Source organism: Methylobacterium sp. Leaf102, from assembly GCF_001422425.1.
In the GTDB taxonomy this organism is placed as follows: Bacteria; Pseudomonadota; Alphaproteobacteria; order Rhizobiales; family Beijerinckiaceae; genus Methylobacterium.
Genome location: NZ_LMMX01000039.1, coordinates 1 through 14,750, shown reverse-complemented (window position 1 = coordinate 14,750; position 14,750 = coordinate 1). Strand labels below are relative to the sequence as shown.

Sequence of the window (14,750 nt, the reverse complement as noted above, 5' to 3'; positions counted from 1 at the left end):
CGAACAAGCGATGCGTCTTCTCTTCCTCGGCGATGTGGTCGGCCGGCCCGGCCGCCAAGTGATCACCGACCGCCTACCGAACCTACGGGAACGCTGGCGTCTCGATTGCGTCGTGATCAACGGCGAGAACGCCGCAGGGGGCTTCGGCCTCACCGAGGCCATCTGCGACGAGTTGCTCCAGGCCGGTGCCGATGCCGTGACCCTCGGCAATCATTCGTTCGATCAGCGCGAGGCCCTCGTCTTCATCGCCCGGCAGTCGCGCCTCGTGCGCCCGGCGAACTACCCGCCCGGCACGCCGGGGCGCGGTGCCACCGTGGTCGAGACGGCCAAGGGCGCCCGGGTCCTCGTCCTCAACGTCATGGGCCGCATCTATATGGATGCCCTCGACGATCCGTTCGCGGCGGCCGAGCGCGAACTCACCGCTTGTCCGCTCGGTGAGGTCGCCGACGCGGTCATCGTCGATGTCCACGCCGAGGCGACGAGCGAGAAGCAGGCCTTCGGGTATTTCCTCGACGGCCGTGCCAGCCTGGTGGTCGGCACTCACACCCATACCCCGACGTCCGACCACCGCATCCTGCCCGGTGGCACCGCCTACCTCTCGGACGCGGGCATGTGCGGCGACTACGATTCGATCCTCGGCATGCAGAAGGACGAACCTCTGCGCCGCTTCCTCCAAAAGACGCCGGGCGCGCGTTTGGAGGCTGCGCACGGGGAGGGGACCCTGTGCGGCATCGCGGTGGAGACCGACGACCGCACCGGCCTCGCCACGGGCGTCTGGCCCGTGCGCCTCGGGCCGCACCTTGAGGAAACCTGGCCGCGCGGCTGGGATTAGCTCGCCTACGGGGGATGTTCACCGCAGGCGGGTTGATCGACGCTCGACCTACAGCCAATGTGCGGCCGGGATTGGCCCGTTGTCCGCTCGGTCGAGCAGGCACTTAAGTCTTTGCGTGAAGAGTGTCCGAGCCGATGGCGACCCCTCCCGCGACCGCGACCGCGACGCTCGCCAAGCCCGGCATCTACCTCGTGCGGATGTTGGTGTTCCTCGCCCTCGTGGGCTTTCTCGCTTTCGTTCTGTTCCGGCAGATCACCCCGGCCTTCCTCGCCAATCCGGGCCTGAACGGCCTGATCCTCGGCGTGCTGTTCATCGCCGTCCTGCTCGCCTTCGGGCAGGTGATCCGGCTCTATCGCGAGGTCGCCTACGTCAACGCCGTGGCGGCCGGCGAAACGCCCACGAAGGCGCCGTCTTTGCTGGCGCCGCTTGCGTCCGCGCTGGCCGCCCGACGGGACGGGATCACGCTGCCCGGCACCCGCGCCTTCCTCGATACCGTGGCGGCGCGCCTCGACGAGGGCCGCGAGATCCTGCGCTACGTCGCCGGGCTCCTCATCCTGCTGGGCCTGCTTGGGACATTCTGGGGCCTCATCGACACGCTCAGCGCCGTGGGCTCTGTCATCAAGACTATGCGCGGCGGCGGCGAGGCGGCGGCGATGTTCGACGAGCTCAAGAATGGGCTCGCCGTGCCGCTGTCGGGCATCGGCCTCGCCTTCTCCGCCTCCCTGTTCGGCCTCGCGAGCTCCCTCGTCACCGGGTTCCTGGATCTTCAGGCAGGACAGGCGCATGCCCGTTTCCACAACGAACTCGAGGATTGGCTCGTTTCCGGCGAGACCGTGGCAGTCGCGCCGACGAAAGCCCAGGAGCCGGCCTCCGCCCGTGAACTGCAGGAAGCGGTAGACCGCCTCACGGCTGTCATCGCCGAGGGCGCCAACGGCCGGGTGGCGACACAGGCGATGACCAACCTCGCCGAAGGCATCCAGGGCCTCGTTCAGCACATGCGGGCCGAGCAGCAGATGATCCGCGACTGGGTCGAGGCGCAGGCCACCCGCGAGCGCGAACTGAAGCAGGTTCTCGACCGCCTCGGCCGCGAGCGCAGCTGAGATGGCCTCGCTCCGCACACGGCGCGACCGGTCCCTCAACGTCTGGCCGGGCTACGTCGATGCCCTCGCGACCCTGCTGCTCGCCGTCGTCTTTCTGCTGACCATCTTCGTCGTCGGCCAATTCTTCCTGTCGCAGGAGATCACCGGCCGCGATTCGGTGCTGACCCGCCTCAACCGCCAGATCGCCGACCTCACGGATCTCCTCGCCCTGGAACGCTCGACCCGCAAGGCGCAGGAGGCCACCGCCTCTTCGCTGCGCAATACGTTGCTCGGCGCCGAGGCCGAGCGGGATCGCTTCCGGCTCCAGGCCGAATCGGGCCAGGGCGCCAGCGCCAAGCAGGGCGACGTCGACCGGCAACTCGCTGCCGAGCGGGCGGGCTCGGCCCGCGCCGCCACCCAGATCGATCTGCTGAACGAACAGATCGCGGCGATGCGCCGGCAGCTCGCCGCCTTGGAGGATGCCCTCGCGGCCTCCGAGAATCGCGACAAGGAGAGCCAAGCCCGCATCGCCGATCTCGGCAGTCGCCTCAACGTGGCCCTCGCTCAAAAAGTGCAGGAACTCGCTCGCTACCGATCGGATTTCTTTGGCCGTCTGCGCCAGATCCTCGGCACACGCACGGATATCCGCGTCGTCGGCGACCGCTTCGTTCTGCAATCCGAGGTTCTGTTTCCCGCCGGATCCGCCACCCTGAAGCCCGAGGCGGGACCGGAACTCGACCGCATCGCCGGCGCGATTCTGGAACTTTCCCGGCAGATCCCCGCCGATATCCCGTGGGTGCTGCGGGTCGACGGCCACACGGACGCCCGACCCATCGCCAGCGCCCAGTTCCCGTCGAACTGGTCCCTCTCGGCGGCCCGCGCCATCGCGGTGGTGCAGGCCATGGCGTCCAAGGGCGTCCCGCCCCAGCACCTCCTCGCCGGTGCCTTCGGCGAGTTCCAGCCCCTCGATTCGGGAACGACCGAGGAGGCCTACGGGCGCAACCGCCGAATCGAGATGAAACTCACGGAGCGGTAGTTTGCTCCACCTGTCCGGTGAGCACGTCCGGGTAGGCAAACAGGCCCGGTACGCCGCCCGTCATCACGAACAGCACGTTCGCTCCCGATGGGTAAAGGCCTCCGCGAACGTCGTGGAGGAGACCGGCGAACGCCTTGCCGCTGTAGACGGGGTCGAGGAGCAGGCCTTCCGTGCGGGCCAGAAGCCGGACCGCTTCCAGCATGCCGGCCGTGGGGATACCGTAGCCCGGCCCGCGATGCGCGCCGTCGATGACGATGTCGTCGGATGTCAACGTCAGGCCGGGCGCCAGAATTGCCAAAGTCGCGTTGGCTTTGTCGAGGGTGATCGCCCCGGCTCGCTCACCCGTTTCCAGCACCGCGTAGGACTTGGCGAGACGCGGGTCGTGCCCGTCCGCCCGTAGGCCGGCGGCGAGGCCTGCGTGGGTGCCGCAGCTGCCGTTGGGAACGATGATCTGGTTCAGTGACAGGCCCATTGCGTCCGCCTGGGCGAAAATTTCACCGGCACAGGCCGCGTAACCCAGGCAGCCGACGGGACTGGAGCCGCCCGAGGGGAAGACATAGACGCGGCGCCCCGCTGCACGGAGCTCATCGGCGCGCCGTTCCGCCAACGCCAGGGCATCGCCTCCGGCGGCGAGCTCGTGCACCGTCGCGCCGAACAGGTCGTCGAGGAGGCGGTTACCATTGTGCGCATAGGCGTCGTCCGTGCGCGGTACGCTCCGGGTCAGGAACAGTTCGCAGGCGAAACCCGTCCGGGCCGCCGCGGCTGCGGTGAGGCGGGCGTGGTTCGACTGAATCGCCCCGACGGTGATCACCGTGTCGGCGCCCTCGGCCCGGGCCGCGCCGAGAAGGTATTCCAGCTTGCGCAGCTTGTTGCCGCCGAGCCCGAACCGCGCGAGGTCGTCGCGCTTCACCCAAAGGCGCACCCCGGCAAGACCATCGCCGAGATGGCGGGCGAGCCCGTCCAGTGGCTCGATGGGGCTCGGCAGGTCGAGGAGCGGCAGACGGGGGAACCGCGACAGGTCCATGGCGAGTCCTACTCGGCCGGCAGCGCTTCGCGGCGCGGCTCGCGGCTGCGGGCGGTATCCTCGAAGGCGTCGGTGAACTGGAGGGCGGCGAGCTGGGCGTAGAGCGCACCGCGCGCGAGCAGGGTTTCGTGGGTGCCCGACTCGACGATTCTTCCGCCGTCGAGGACGAGGATGCGGTCCGCTGCCCGGATGGTGGCGAGGCGGTGCGCGATGACGAGGGTGGTACGCCCGCGCATCAGGGTGTCCAGTGCGGTCTGCACGGCCCGCTCGCTCTCGGCGTCCAATGCCGAAGTAGCCTCGTCCAAGAGCAGGATCGGAGCATCCTTGAGAATGGCCCGGGCAATGGCGACGCGCTGGCGCTGGCCGCCCGAGAGGGTGACGCCGCGCTCGCCGACCGTGGTGGCGTAGCCCTGGGGCAGGGCGCGGATGAACCCGTCGGCATGGGCGAGTTCGGCGGCGCGCTGGACTTGCGCTTCCGTCGCGTCCGGACGGCCGTAGCGAATGTTCTCCAGGACCGAGCCTGAGAACACGGTCGGGTCCTGGGGGACGAGGGACAGGCGTTCGCGCAGGGCATCCGGGTCGGTGCGGGTGATGTCGATGCCGTCGACGCGGATCGTGCCGCTCTGGGGGTCGTAGAACCGCAGGAGCAGTTGCAGCACCGTGGTCTTGCCGGCCCCCGAGGGCCCCACGAGGGCGACGCGTTCGCCGGGGGCGATGGTGAAGCTGATTCCATCGAGCGACGGATGCTCGGGTCGGGTTGGGTAGAGGAAGCGGACGGCCTCGAAGGCGACCTCGCCGCGCGGCGGGGTCGGAAGGGCGACGGGGTCCGCCGGTGCTTCGATGGCCGGCTTGGCCGCCAGGATTTCGCCGAGGCGCTCCGCAGCACCGGCCGCCTGGGCGAGTTCCCCGTAGACTTCCGACAGCTGGCCCAAAGCGCTCGCGCCGAACACCGCGTAGAGCACGAACTGCGAGAGTTGGCCCGCCGTCATGGTGCCCGCGAGGACGCCTTGCGCGCCGTACCACATCACCCCGACGACGCTCGCCGAGATGAGGAAGATGGCGACCCCCGTGAGAAGCGCGCGGGCGTGAATCGAACTGCGGGCCGCGCCGTATGCGTTCTCCGAAGCTTCGGCGAAGCGTGCGGCTGCGGAGCGACCCATGCCGAAGGCCTGCATGGTCCGGATCGCGCTCACCGCCTCGGAGGCGTAGGCCGAGGCATCGGCGAGCCGGTCCTGCGCAGCGCGCGAGCGACGACGCACGCCGCGTCCCGACAGGATCAGCGGGAACACGATGAGGGGGATCGCCACGAGAACGAGGATCGAGAGCTTCGGGCTTGTGATCACCATCATGGCGATGGCGCCGGTGAACAGGAACGCGTTGCGCAGCAGGATGGAGATGCTGACGCCGAACACCGCCTTCACCTGCGTGGCATCGGCGGTGAGCCGTGAGATGATCTCACCCGAGAGAGACCGGTCGAAGAAGGCCGGATCGAGTTCGGTGAGGCGGCGGAACACGGCGCTTCGCAGATCTGCGACGACACGCTCGCCCAGCGTGACCACGGTGTAGTACCGGGCGGCGCTCGACATCGCCAAAACGGCGACGACGCCGATGAGCCCGCCGAAATAAGCGTTGATGACGCTCTGACCTTCCGGCGAGAACCCGTGATCGATGACCCGGCGCAGCGCCAGGGGAACCACCAGGGTCGCCAGCGAGGCCATCAGCAGGGACAGGAACGCGGCGAGGATGCGCCCGCGATAGACGGCCGCGAACGGGACCAGCGGACGCAGGGAGCCGAGGGGCGCCCTGGGCCGTCCCTCGGCGGATGCCTTCTTCTTCGAACCGCGTGCCATCATGCCTCGTCGGTGTTGGGGACGCCGGTTGTCTGGACGTCGCTGCTCTGGACTTGGAATTCGACGGCCTCGCGATTGCCCGGGACGGCGCGCTTGTCCAGCGGCGACGCCTGGGGTATAGGCGCGCCTTCATCCGATTGCGCGTGATCTATGGCCGCGGGCCGCCAGACGAGCCGGTCGGCGTGGCACTTCAAGGATTCGTCATGGCAAAGAGTGCGGCCGACAAGGCCAAGGGTACCGAGCATCCCGACTATCATTTCATCAAGGTCGTGATGACCGACGGGTCCGACTACATGACCCGGTCGACCTACGGCAAGGAGGGGGACACCCTCAACCTCGACATCGATCCGAACACGCACCCGGCCTGGACCGGTGGCGAGCAGAAGATGCTCGATCGTGGTGGTCGTGTCTCGCGCTTCAACTCGCGTTTCGGCGCGCTGTCGTTCGGCAAGAAGTAACGTTCATCAGCCGACCGATCTCGGTCAGGTCCGGAATGATCGAACAGGCGGCGCGATGGCGCCGCCTGTTCGCGTTTGGAGAGCCTCGCGGCACGGTCATCGCTTGACAGATGCGGCGTCCGCATGGTCCCAACGCCCCGGATTTCGCCGCGCCCGACGCGGCACGAAAGGGTTTGGCGCGTGGGGTTTCGAGCAATGCTGCGACGCGAAGGTGCCGTCGCCCGCTGGTTCGGCTTCGCCCTAGCGGCGGGTTTCCTGGGCGCTGTGCCCGCCTTTCCCGCCGCCGCTCAGGGCATGGTCCGCAACACCTTCGGGGACTGGCAGTTGCGCTGCGAGACGCCGGCTGGCGCGAAAGCCGAGCAATGCGCCATGGTGCAGTATCTCGCCGCCGAGGACCGCCCCAATCTGACCCTCGTGGTGATCGTTCTGAAGACGGCCGACAATCGTGGCTACCTGCTCCGGGTGGTGGCGCCGCTCGGCGTGCTCCTGCCGTCCGGCCTCGGGCTCAAGATCGACAAGACCGATGTCGGCCGCGCCGGGTTCGTGCGCTGCCTCACCACGGGCTGCGTCGCCGAGGTCGTGATGGACGAAGGCTTGATCAAGCAGTTCAACGCCGGTGCCCAGGCGACATTCATCGTGTTCCAGACCCCGGAGGAGGGCGTCGGCATTCCCCTCTCCATGAAGGGGTTCGGCCAAGGTTTCGAGAGCCTGAAGTAACGGGACCGGGCAGTCCGCCGGCACCAATCGGGAACGGATCATGTCGAAGCATGCCAGCCAGATCGCTCTGCGACTCCTGATCGTAGGTCTTCCGGTTCTCGTCGCCGCGGACGGGGCCGGGGCACAGGAAGGCAACGCCTTCTCGAACCTGTTCAAGTACGGCGGTACCACCGTTCCGCCCTCGCAGCCCGCGCCCCTCGACGAGGCCTATTGCCCGACGGTGGATGTGCCCGAAGGCGGCGCGGCCCTGCGCAATCCCCCCAGTGCGACGGGCAGCGCCGGATTGCGAAGCCAGACCACGCTCGGGCGCCTCGCCCGCGAATGCAACCGGCTCCAGGACGGCTCGATCCGTGTGAAGGTCGGTATCGAGGGCCACGTGCTCCTCGGCCCCGCCGGGGCGCCGGGCCGGTTCGAGGCACCGCTGACGGTCTCCCTCAAATCCTCGGGCAAGACGATCGTCTCCCGCGCCCGCCGCGTCTCCGTCATCGTCCCGCCGGGTGAGGCACAGGGTCTGTTTTCCATCATCGAGGACGACCTGATGGTGCCCGTCGCCCAGACGGGTGATTACGACATCGAGGTTCGTCTCGGGGGTGGGACGCCTCAACGCGCGCCGGCCAAGCGCAAGCCGGCGCCGCCGCTGGCGACCTCCGAGGCGCCGGTTGCCGTTCCGGCGACGGCCGAATGATCACTCCGCCGCCAGGGCACGGCTCCTGAGCGCACGGGACGGCACCACGCCGCCGCGCGGTGGATGGCTCGGCCGTGCCGCGGCCTTCACCCTCGAGCCCCACGATGATCCGGTCTTCGGTCGGCGCCTGCGCCTGCATGGGTCGCCGCGCGGATGCTGGATCGTGCTGACCTACCGCGAGCGGGCGGTGGCGCGCCCGCTCCGGCCCCTGCTCCGCCTTATCCGCCGACCGGCCCGGTACGAAGACTTTGTCTTGCCGGGGTCAGCGCTCGGGGCGGCGTCCTGGCTCGGTTACCTGCCGCAGGATTGTACCGATCTTCACCTCGCCATCGATCCTCGCACGGAGTTCGTGCTGGAGCGGGTCGGCCTACGCACGCATCTGAGCGTGACGGCCGAGTGCCTCGGCAAGCGTCCATTGCGTGCCGCGGCGGCCCTCTACAATGCGATGCGTGGTGACGAGCGCCGCTTTCGGGACATCCTCCGCGGTACTTGTGGCGCGACACCCCGGGCGCGCTACGACGTCTGGGCCGAGTCGCGGCGAAGGGGAAACGCCGTCCTCCCAGTCGGCACCTCGGCATTGCCGGTCTGCCTGATCCTTCCGGCGCGGCACGCCGATCACGCCCGGGTCGCCGAAACCCTGCGCTGCCTCGCCGCCCAGGTCGGAGCCGATTGGCGCGCGGTCGTCGCCTGGGTCGACGGACCGGATGTGGACGCGGCGACCGATCCCCGGGTAACCCACGTGCAATGGCCCGCGGGCGGAACCCTTCGGGATCTCGTCGCCGATGAGATGGGCTGTGTCGGGGTTCTCAGCCCTGGGGAATGCCTGCAGCCGGAGGCCCTCGCGCTCCTCGCCAGAGCTCTGGAATCGCCCGATGGCGGCGAGATGGCTTACGCCGACGAGGAAACCGGCGATGCCCTGTTATGCCCGCGGCTGAAACCGGACTGGAGTCCCGATCTCGCTCTGGCGCAGGGTTATGCCGGCTTCACACTCCATAAGGGTGTACTCCTGGCGCAGCTGCTGGATCTGCCCCTCGGCGCACCCGAGGATTGCCGGATCGATCTCGGCGTTCGTGCCGCGGCGACGGTGTTGCCTGCGCGTGTCGCCCACGTGCCGCGGGTCCTTCTTCGCGGGCCCACGAACGATTCCACGGCGCGGCACACCGAACGCCTCGAGGAAAATCTGAAGGCGGTCGAAGTTCCGTCGCGCCCGCGTGTCGATCCAGCCATCGCCGATCTGCTCTGGCCCCTCCCCGAGCCCGCCCCACTCGTCAGCGTAGTCGTTCCCTCGCGAGACCGGCTCGACTTGATCCGTATCGCCGCCGACGGGGTTCTCGGCGCCACCGCCTATCCGGCGATCGAACTCGTCATCGTCGACAACGGCTCCATCGACGCGGACGTCCACGCCTACTACGAGCGTCTGCGACGTGATCCGCGTGTCAGGATCCTCGACTGGTCGGCTCCGTTCGACTTCTCCGCCATGACCAATGCGGGGGTCGCGGCGGCGCGGGGCTCGGTCGTCGTCCTGCTGAACAACGATATCGCTGTGCTGCGCGACGACTGGCTCGACGCCTTGGTCCGGCAGGCCTGCCGGCCGGAGGTGGGTGCCGTCGGGGCGAAACTGCTCTACGCCGACGGCACCCTCCAGCATGCCGGCGTCGTCGTCGGCCTCGGTGGGCGCGCCGGACATATCCTGCGCCGGCGCCCCTCGGACAGCCCCGGGCATCTCGGACAGCTGCGGGTCGCCCACGAGGTCTCGGCCGTCACCGCCGCATGTCTCGCCGTGGAGAAGCGCAAATTCGACGCGGTCGGCGGCCTCGATGCCGAAACGTTTCCCATCGACTTCAACGACGTCGACCTGTGTCTTCGCCTGAACGCAGCGGGTTACAAGACCGTCTGGACGCCCCACGCCGTCCTCGCCCATCTCGAATCCACGAGCCGCGGCCCATCCATCGGCCCGGCCCGCGCCCGGTTCGAGGCTGAGGCCGATCGCTTCGTCGCGCGCTGGCGGGACACCATCCGGCACGACCCGTTCTATCATCCGGGTCTGTCGCTCACGACCTTCGGCGAGGATCTCGAATGACGGCGCCCCGGTGGGAGAGTGTCCCCTGACCGACGAGCACCGCGATGCCCTGCTGTTCGCCCACCGCATCCGTCCGGGCATTCTCGCGCGCCTTCGCATGGCCGTCGCGATCCTCGCGCAGCACCCCAGCGCCACCCTCGCCATCGCGAAGGCGCGGCTCATGGGCAAACGCGTCCGTGCTGCACAAGCCCGGGCCGCGCTGCTGGGGCTCGATCACCGGAAACTCTGGCTGACGCGGCGGGACCGGCGCATCGCCAATCTCCTGAGCGAGGTCGTGCCGGTGATCGAAGAGAGGGACCTCGTCGTTCTCACCACCCCCGGCCACACTCTGGTGTCGGGCTCCCAAGAACGTTTGGTTCGCACCTTCGCGGCGCATCCGCACCATGTTGCCCTCTATGGCGATGCCCTCGACGTGTCGGGGTCCAGGATTATGCCCCTCCTCCGGCCTGCCTTCGATGCAGAGTATCTGAGGGCGGTGGATTACATCGGCCCCGTCGTCGCCGTGCGCCGCACTGCCCTGGACGCGATCGGCGGCATCATCGATCTCGATCCCGAAGCGCCGGCTCTCGATGCTCTGCTGCGCCTCGCTGGACGGTTCGGCTCCGACAGTATCGGCCATCTCCCGCAGATCCTGTCCATTGGCGCGGCGGTTGCGGCAGGGGAGGGGGGGCGGAGCCGCCGCGCCGGCCGCCTCGCGATTGTCCGCCGAGATCTCGTGCGCGCGGGGGAGGGCGATGTCGCGACGCGGATGGACGAGGACGGCGTCATCACCCTCTGGCGCTCACTACCCGACCCGGTACCGAGCGTAAGCCTCATCGTCCCGACCCGCGACCGCCTCGATCTCCTGAGACCCTGCCTCGACAGCCTGATCCATCGCACCGACTGGCCGGACCGCGAGATCCTGGTGTGTGACAATGACAGTCGCGATCCAGAAACCATGGTCTATCTCGGCGATCTCGCAGCCGACGGCGTCATCCGTGTCGTACCGTGTCCCGGCCCGTTCGATTTCGCGGCCATGAACAACCGGGCGGCGGCCGTCGCAAAGGGGCGGGTTCTCGCCTTCGTCAACAACGACGTGACCGTCACCGATCCGACCTGGCTCGACCGAATGGTTCGCGAGGCCCTGCGGCCAGAGATCGGCGCCGTCGGTGCACGGCTCATCGACGGGCGCGGGCGCATCCAGCACGGCGGTGTGATTCTCGGCCCCGGCGGCCTCGTCACCCACGCGCATCGGTACTTTTCCGGGGACGCTCCGGGCTATCTGTCCGGCTTGCTCGCCACCCGTGCGGTGTCAGCGGTGACGGCGGCCTGCTTGGTAATCGAAGCACGAAAGTTCGCAGCCGTCGGCGGTTTCGACGCCGGCGCCTTCGCGGTTGATTTCAACGATGTCGACCTGTGCCTGCGTTTGAACGAGGCCGGTTACCGCACCCTCTACGTCGGCGGCGCGATCCTGATCCACGACGAAGCGGCGAGCCGCCGCTGGACGCCCGAGGCCAGGGCACGGCATGACCGCGAGGTCACGGCCTTCAAAAAGCGATGGGGGCCGCTGCTGGCGCAGGACCCCCATTATCATTCCGGGTTCGACCCCGATCTCGGCACCTACACGCGGCTGCGATCCGGCTGGCAGATGACCGGCCCGGTCGCGCCGCGCTGACGGCTACTGGACGAGGCGCGGACCGCCCGTCTGCACCTTCTCGTTCTCGGACATGATGCCGAGACGCTTGGCGACTTCGGTATAGGCCTCGATCAGACCGCCGAGATCCTTGCGGAAGCGATCCTTGTCGAGCTTGTCCGACGACTTGATGTCCCACAGGCGGCACGAATCCGGGGAGATCTCGTCGGCCACGACGATGCGCATCATGTCGCCTTCCCAGAGACGGCCGGTCTCGATCTTGAAGTCGACGAGGCGGATGCCGACGCCGAGGAAGAGGCCCGACAGGAAATCGTTGACTCGGATGGCCAGCGCCATGATGTCGTCGATCTCCTGGGGCGTAGCCCAGCCGAATGCCGTGATGTGCTCCTCGGAGACCATCGGATCGTTGAGCGCATCGTTCTTATAATAGAACTCGATGATCGAGCGCGGCAGCTGTGTGCCCTCCTCGAGGCCGAGGCGCGTGGCGAGCGAGCCGGCGGCGACGTTGCGCACCACCACTTCGAGGGGGATGATCTCGACCTCGCGGATCAGCTGCTCGCGCATGTTGAGGCGGCGGATGAAGTGCGTCGGCACGCCGATGTCGTTGAGGTGCTGGAAGACGAACTCGGAAATCCGGTTGTTCAGCACGCCCTTGCCGTCGATGACGTCGTGCTTCTGCGCGTTGAAGGCGGTGGCATCATCCTTGAAATGCTGGATGAGCGTTCCCGGCTCCGGACCCTCGTAGAGGACCTTCGCCTTGCCCTCGTAGATGCGACGGCGGCGGTTCATAGGCGTGTACCGTGGTTTGAGGAAGTCCAAGGGCCGTGGCTCCTTTCAGCGAGAGACGATGCGGAACCCGCGGCGTGGTGACTGCCGAAGCGGTCGGGCCGTGAAAACGCATCGTTCGTCGAAAGCCTCCGCGACCGTGGCGCAAACTACCCGAAGCGGCGTGTCAGCACAACGCGTTGGCCGGATGGGTGACATCCGCGCGGGGGAGGGCTGGCCCCATGTTTCGGGCGGCACGGTGAATGGAACATGCCGCGCTCAGAGGGCCGCGGTCTTCGCTGGATACCGGCACAGGTCTGCGATGGGGCAGATCGGACAGTTGGGCTTCCGTGCCTTGCAGACGTAGCGGCCGAACAGGATCAGCCAGTGATGGGCATTGAGCCGGTAGGGTTCCGGCACGATAGCCTCCAGCCCGGCCTGAACCTTGTCCGTCGTCGGCGCGATCACGAGGGGGATGCGGTTGGAGACCCGGAAGATGTGCGTGTCGACGGCGATGGTCGGAACCCCGAAGGCGACGTTGAGGACGACGCTCGCGGTCTTTGTGCCGACACCGGGAAGCACTTCGAGGTCTTCGCGGGATTTCGGCACCTGACCGCCATGCCGCTCCACCAGGATGCGCGACAACGCGATGACGTTCTTCGCCTTGGTGTTGAACAGCCCGATGGTTCGGATGAAATCCCGCACCCGCTCCTCGCCGAGCGACAGCATCTTCTCCGGTGTGTCCGCGATGGCGAAGAGCGGGGCGGTGGCGAGGTTCACGCTCCTGTCCGTCGCTTGGGCCGACAGCACGACGGCCACAAGGAGCGTATAGGCGTTGCCGAAGACCAACTCGGCGCGCGGCTCGGGATCCGCGGCACGCAACCGCGCGAAGATTTCCGCAAGCACATCCGGCGGCACGACCGAGCGGACCGGTTCGGCCTCTGCGACGATCGGTTCGACAAGGGCGGCAACAATTCGGGGGTTCTTAGGCGAGGCCGTCTGTCGGGTGCGCATCCGAGCCTTATATTGCCCGCATGGCGAGCGGCAACATCCCGATGCACCCTGACGGCCTCGATCCCGACAGCTTCGACCGTCCGGTGTTCCGGGCGACGATCCGGCCGAACCAATCCTTGAGTCCTCAAGGCTTCCGGAACGTGATGATCGGGTGCGGGCTCGTCTCCCTCGTCACCTCCATTGCCTGTATCCGGGCCGGATTTTGGCCCGTGGCCGGGTTCTTCGGCCTCGATATGATCGGCCTCTACCTTGCCCTCCAGGCAAGCTTCCGTCGGGGACGGTCGTTCGAGGAAGTGATGATCACGCCCCTCGTGGTGATGCTGGCCCGTGTCACCCATCGGGGCGAGCGTCGCGAGTGGCGCTTCAACCCCCTGTGGACGAAGCTGACCCGGATCGAGGACGAGGAGTATGGCCTTCAAACCCTGACGCTGGTGTCGCGCCGTGAATATGTGGTTGTCGCACGCGACGTCTCGCCGATCGATCGCGAGGAGATCGCGCAGGAACTCACGCGGGCGTTGGCTCAGGTGAAGAAGGGGTTCTGACGATGCGCGCCGGCCTGATGCTTCTCACCCTTGCTTTGACCCTCTGGACCAATGCGGCCACGGCGCAGGTCACTGTCCGCTTCATCGAGCCCGAGCGCTACACCGATGCGGAGAACCGTTTCGGGTCTGGCGCCACACTGCGGGTCACCCTCGGGGAGATCCGCCGCATCTTCGAGGGGCTCGCGACACGGGGATTGCCGCCGGGCCGGACCCTCGCCATCGACGTTCTCGACATCGACCTCGCTGGCATCGAACGGCCGGGTGCCAACGTGCCGTTCGGCCTACGCGTCGTCAGCGACATTTCTCCGCCGCGGTTTCGCCTGCACTACGTCTTGACAGAAGGCCGCCGTCGATTGGCCGCCGCCGAGGAGACGGTGACGGACATCAATTTCCTGTCGCGGGCATCGCGCTTCGCCAATGGAGCGTTCGACCACGAGCGTGACCTGCTGCGGGATTGGTTTCGGCGCCGTATCGTCGAGGGCCGTTCACCCACGGGCTGATGCCGGCCCGAAGCCATGGCGGACCGGAACGGCGTTTCCCTACGTTTAGAAGGCCTTTGGCTGGGGTGTCGTTGATCTGTCGCGAAAATCGCATCGTTCGGTCATTTGGCCGTTGACGGTTGGGCTGTGGGCCCGTAGAAGCCTGTTCATCGGCGGCGGCCAGCGGGACTTTGGTCTTGGCGGCGGCGCTGGTTATCTTGGGGGCTCTCGCCGATGAGCTTTGCCGCCTATCCGTTGGCCGTTCGAATCGGCGGCGAGTATTTCTGCNGTCATTTGGCCGTTGACGGTTGGGCTGTGGGCCCGTAGAAGCCTGTTCATCGGCGGCGGCCAGCGGGACTTTGGTCTTGGCGGCGGCGCTGGTTATCTTGGAGGCGTTATCGGATGGATGATCCGGCTTTGGCTGGATGGTCCACTGTTTTTGTCTTTGGGGTGGTGTTTCGTGTTGGTTGGGTGGTCTGGCTTGCTGGATTGCTTGGGTTGACAGGGGCACGACGGGGCTCTAGACGCTCCGGACCGCTGGGAAGGCCGACGATGG

Annotated in this window: 15 protein-coding genes; 11 read left to right on the top strand and 4 right to left on the bottom strand. The window is 67.6% G+C overall.

Annotated elements, in window-relative coordinates:
* Positions 1-10: 10 nt before the first annotated feature.
* From ASF27_RS18935 to ASF27_RS18925, 3 genes are all read left to right on the top strand, one after another.
* On the top strand, positions 11-832 hold the full coding sequence (locus ASF27_RS18935; protein WP_056362512.1) for a TIGR00282 family metallophosphoesterase: 822 nt from the start codon (positions 11-13) through the stop codon (positions 830-832).
* A gap of 134 nt (positions 833-966) precedes the next feature.
* Positions 967-1,932 (top strand): MotA/TolQ/ExbB proton channel family protein, encoded by a 966-nt coding sequence (locus tag ASF27_RS18930; RefSeq protein ID WP_056362509.1) that lies wholly within the window; start codon positions 967-969, stop codon positions 1,930-1,932.
* A 1-nt stretch (position 1,933) separates the two neighbouring features.
* A complete protein-coding gene (locus ASF27_RS18925; RefSeq protein WP_056362506.1) occupies positions 1,934-2,947 on the top strand; it encodes a peptidoglycan -binding protein in 1,014 nt (337 codons plus the stop codon).
* Here the strand turns inward: ASF27_RS18925 and ASF27_RS18920 are convergent.
* Both ASF27_RS18920 and ASF27_RS18915 read right to left on the bottom strand, forming a co-directional pair.
* Positions 2,934-3,971, bottom strand: a complete 1,038-nt coding sequence (locus ASF27_RS18920; RefSeq protein ID WP_056362494.1) for a D-cysteine desulfhydrase family protein — start codon at positions 3,969-3,971, stop codon at positions 2,934-2,936. The two genes, ASF27_RS18925 and ASF27_RS18920, sit on opposite strands and share 14 nt — an antisense overlap.
* Before the next feature lie 8 nt (positions 3,972-3,979).
* On the bottom strand, positions 3,980-5,821 hold the full coding sequence (locus ASF27_RS18915; RefSeq protein WP_056362491.1) for an ABC transporter transmembrane domain-containing protein: 1,842 nt from the start codon (positions 5,819-5,821) through the stop codon (positions 3,980-3,982).
* Positions 5,822-6,024: 203 nt separating this feature from the next.
* On the opposite strand from ASF27_RS18915, the gene rpmE reads away from it, so the two are divergent.
* From rpmE to ASF27_RS18885, 5 genes are all read left to right on the top strand, one after another.
* Positions 6,025-6,279, top strand: coding sequence for a 50S ribosomal protein L31 (gene rpmE / locus ASF27_RS18905; RefSeq protein WP_018045309.1), 255 nt, complete (start codon positions 6,025-6,027; stop codon positions 6,277-6,279).
* Positions 6,280-6,474: 195 nt separating this feature from the next.
* Positions 6,475-6,996 carry an invasion associated locus B family protein gene (locus tag ASF27_RS18900; RefSeq protein ID WP_056176159.1) on the top strand — a complete coding sequence of 174 codons (522 nt, stop codon included), beginning with the start codon at positions 6,475-6,477 and terminating at the stop codon, positions 6,994-6,996.
* Between the two features lie 40 nt (positions 6,997-7,036).
* On the top strand, positions 7,037-7,681 hold the full coding sequence (locus ASF27_RS18895; RefSeq protein WP_056267910.1) for a hypothetical protein: 645 nt from the start codon (positions 7,037-7,039) through the stop codon (positions 7,679-7,681).
* Positions 7,656-9,761, top strand: a complete 2,106-nt coding sequence (locus tag ASF27_RS18890) for a glycosyltransferase (protein ID WP_244481057.1) — start codon at positions 7,656-7,658, stop codon at positions 9,759-9,761. The genes ASF27_RS18895 and ASF27_RS18890 overlap by 26 nt, the downstream gene beginning before the upstream one ends.
* A gap of 10 nt (positions 9,762-9,771) precedes the next feature.
* Positions 9,772-11,415 carry a glycosyltransferase gene (locus ASF27_RS18885; protein WP_056362488.1) on the top strand — a complete coding sequence of 548 codons (1,644 nt, stop codon included), beginning with the start codon at positions 9,772-9,774 and terminating at the stop codon, positions 11,413-11,415.
* A gap of 3 nt (positions 11,416-11,418) precedes the next feature.
* Here ASF27_RS18885 and purC read toward each other — a convergent pair whose 3' ends face one another.
* Positions 11,419-12,213 carry a phosphoribosylaminoimidazolesuccinocarboxamide synthase gene (gene purC / locus ASF27_RS18880; protein ID WP_055955211.1) on the bottom strand — a complete coding sequence of 265 codons (795 nt, stop codon included), beginning with the start codon at positions 12,211-12,213 and terminating at the stop codon, positions 11,419-11,421.
* 225 nt (positions 12,214-12,438) lie between these two features.
* Entirely contained in the window at positions 12,439-13,173 is a 735-nt protein-coding gene (gene nth, locus ASF27_RS18875; RefSeq protein WP_082479350.1) for an endonuclease III, read from the bottom strand.
* Positions 13,174-13,193: 20 nt separating this feature from the next.
* Here nth and ASF27_RS18870 point away from each other — a divergent pair, with 20 nt between their 5' ends.
* From ASF27_RS18870 to ASF27_RS22925, 3 genes are all read left to right on the top strand, one after another.
* The gene (locus tag ASF27_RS18870; protein ID WP_056267915.1) at positions 13,194-13,715 is read left to right on the top strand and encodes a DUF2244 domain-containing protein; all 522 of its coding nucleotides are present in this window, start codon (positions 13,194-13,196) and stop codon (positions 13,713-13,715) included.
* 2 nt (positions 13,716-13,717) lie between these two features.
* The gene (locus tag ASF27_RS18865) at positions 13,718-14,215 is read left to right on the top strand and encodes a DUF3016 domain-containing protein (RefSeq protein WP_056362485.1); all 498 of its coding nucleotides are present in this window, start codon (positions 13,718-13,720) and stop codon (positions 14,213-14,215) included.
* 268 nt (positions 14,216-14,483) lie between these two features.
* On the top strand, positions 14,484-14,696 hold a 213-nt coding region (locus tag ASF27_RS22925; protein WP_210166286.1), incomplete at its 5' end, for a hypothetical protein.
* Positions 14,697-14,750: the final 54 nt, after the last annotated feature.

Bases quoted from the DNA above. Each gene is read 5' to 3' on its own strand.
- ASF27_RS18920 (WP_056362494.1), bottom strand. From the start codon at position 3,971: ATGGACCTGTCGCGGTTCCCCCGTCTGCCGCTCCTCGACCTGCCGAGC.
- ASF27_RS18930 (WP_056362509.1), top strand. From the start codon at position 967: ATGGCGACCCCTCCCGCGACCGCGACCGCGACGCTCGCCAAGCCCGGC.
- ASF27_RS18865 (WP_056362485.1), top strand. From the start codon at position 13,718: ATGCGCGCCGGCCTGATGCTTCTCACCCTTGCTTTGACCCTCTGGACC.
- ASF27_RS18915 (WP_056362491.1), bottom strand. From the start codon at position 5,821: ATGGCACGCGGTTCGAAGAAGAAGGCATCCGCCGAGGGACGGCCCAGG.
- ASF27_RS18895 (WP_056267910.1), top strand. From the start codon at position 7,037: ATGTCGAAGCATGCCAGCCAGATCGCTCTGCGACTCCTGATCGTAGGT.
- ASF27_RS18870 (WP_056267915.1), top strand. From the start codon at position 13,194: ATGGCGAGCGGCAACATCCCGATGCACCCTGACGGCCTCGATCCCGAC.
- ASF27_RS18935 (WP_056362512.1), top strand. From the start codon at position 11: ATGCGTCTTCTCTTCCTCGGCGATGTGGTCGGCCGGCCCGGCCGCCAA.
- ASF27_RS18925 (WP_056362506.1), top strand. From the start codon at position 1,934: ATGGCCTCGCTCCGCACACGGCGCGACCGGTCCCTCAACGTCTGGCCG.
- ASF27_RS18900 (WP_056176159.1), top strand. From the start codon at position 6,475: ATGCTGCGACGCGAAGGTGCCGTCGCCCGCTGGTTCGGCTTCGCCCTA.
- rpmE (WP_018045309.1), top strand. From the start codon at position 6,025: ATGGCAAAGAGTGCGGCCGACAAGGCCAAGGGTACCGAGCATCCCGAC.
- nth (WP_082479350.1), bottom strand. From the start codon at position 13,173: ATGCGCACCCGACAGACGGCCTCGCCTAAGAACCCCCGAATTGTTGCC.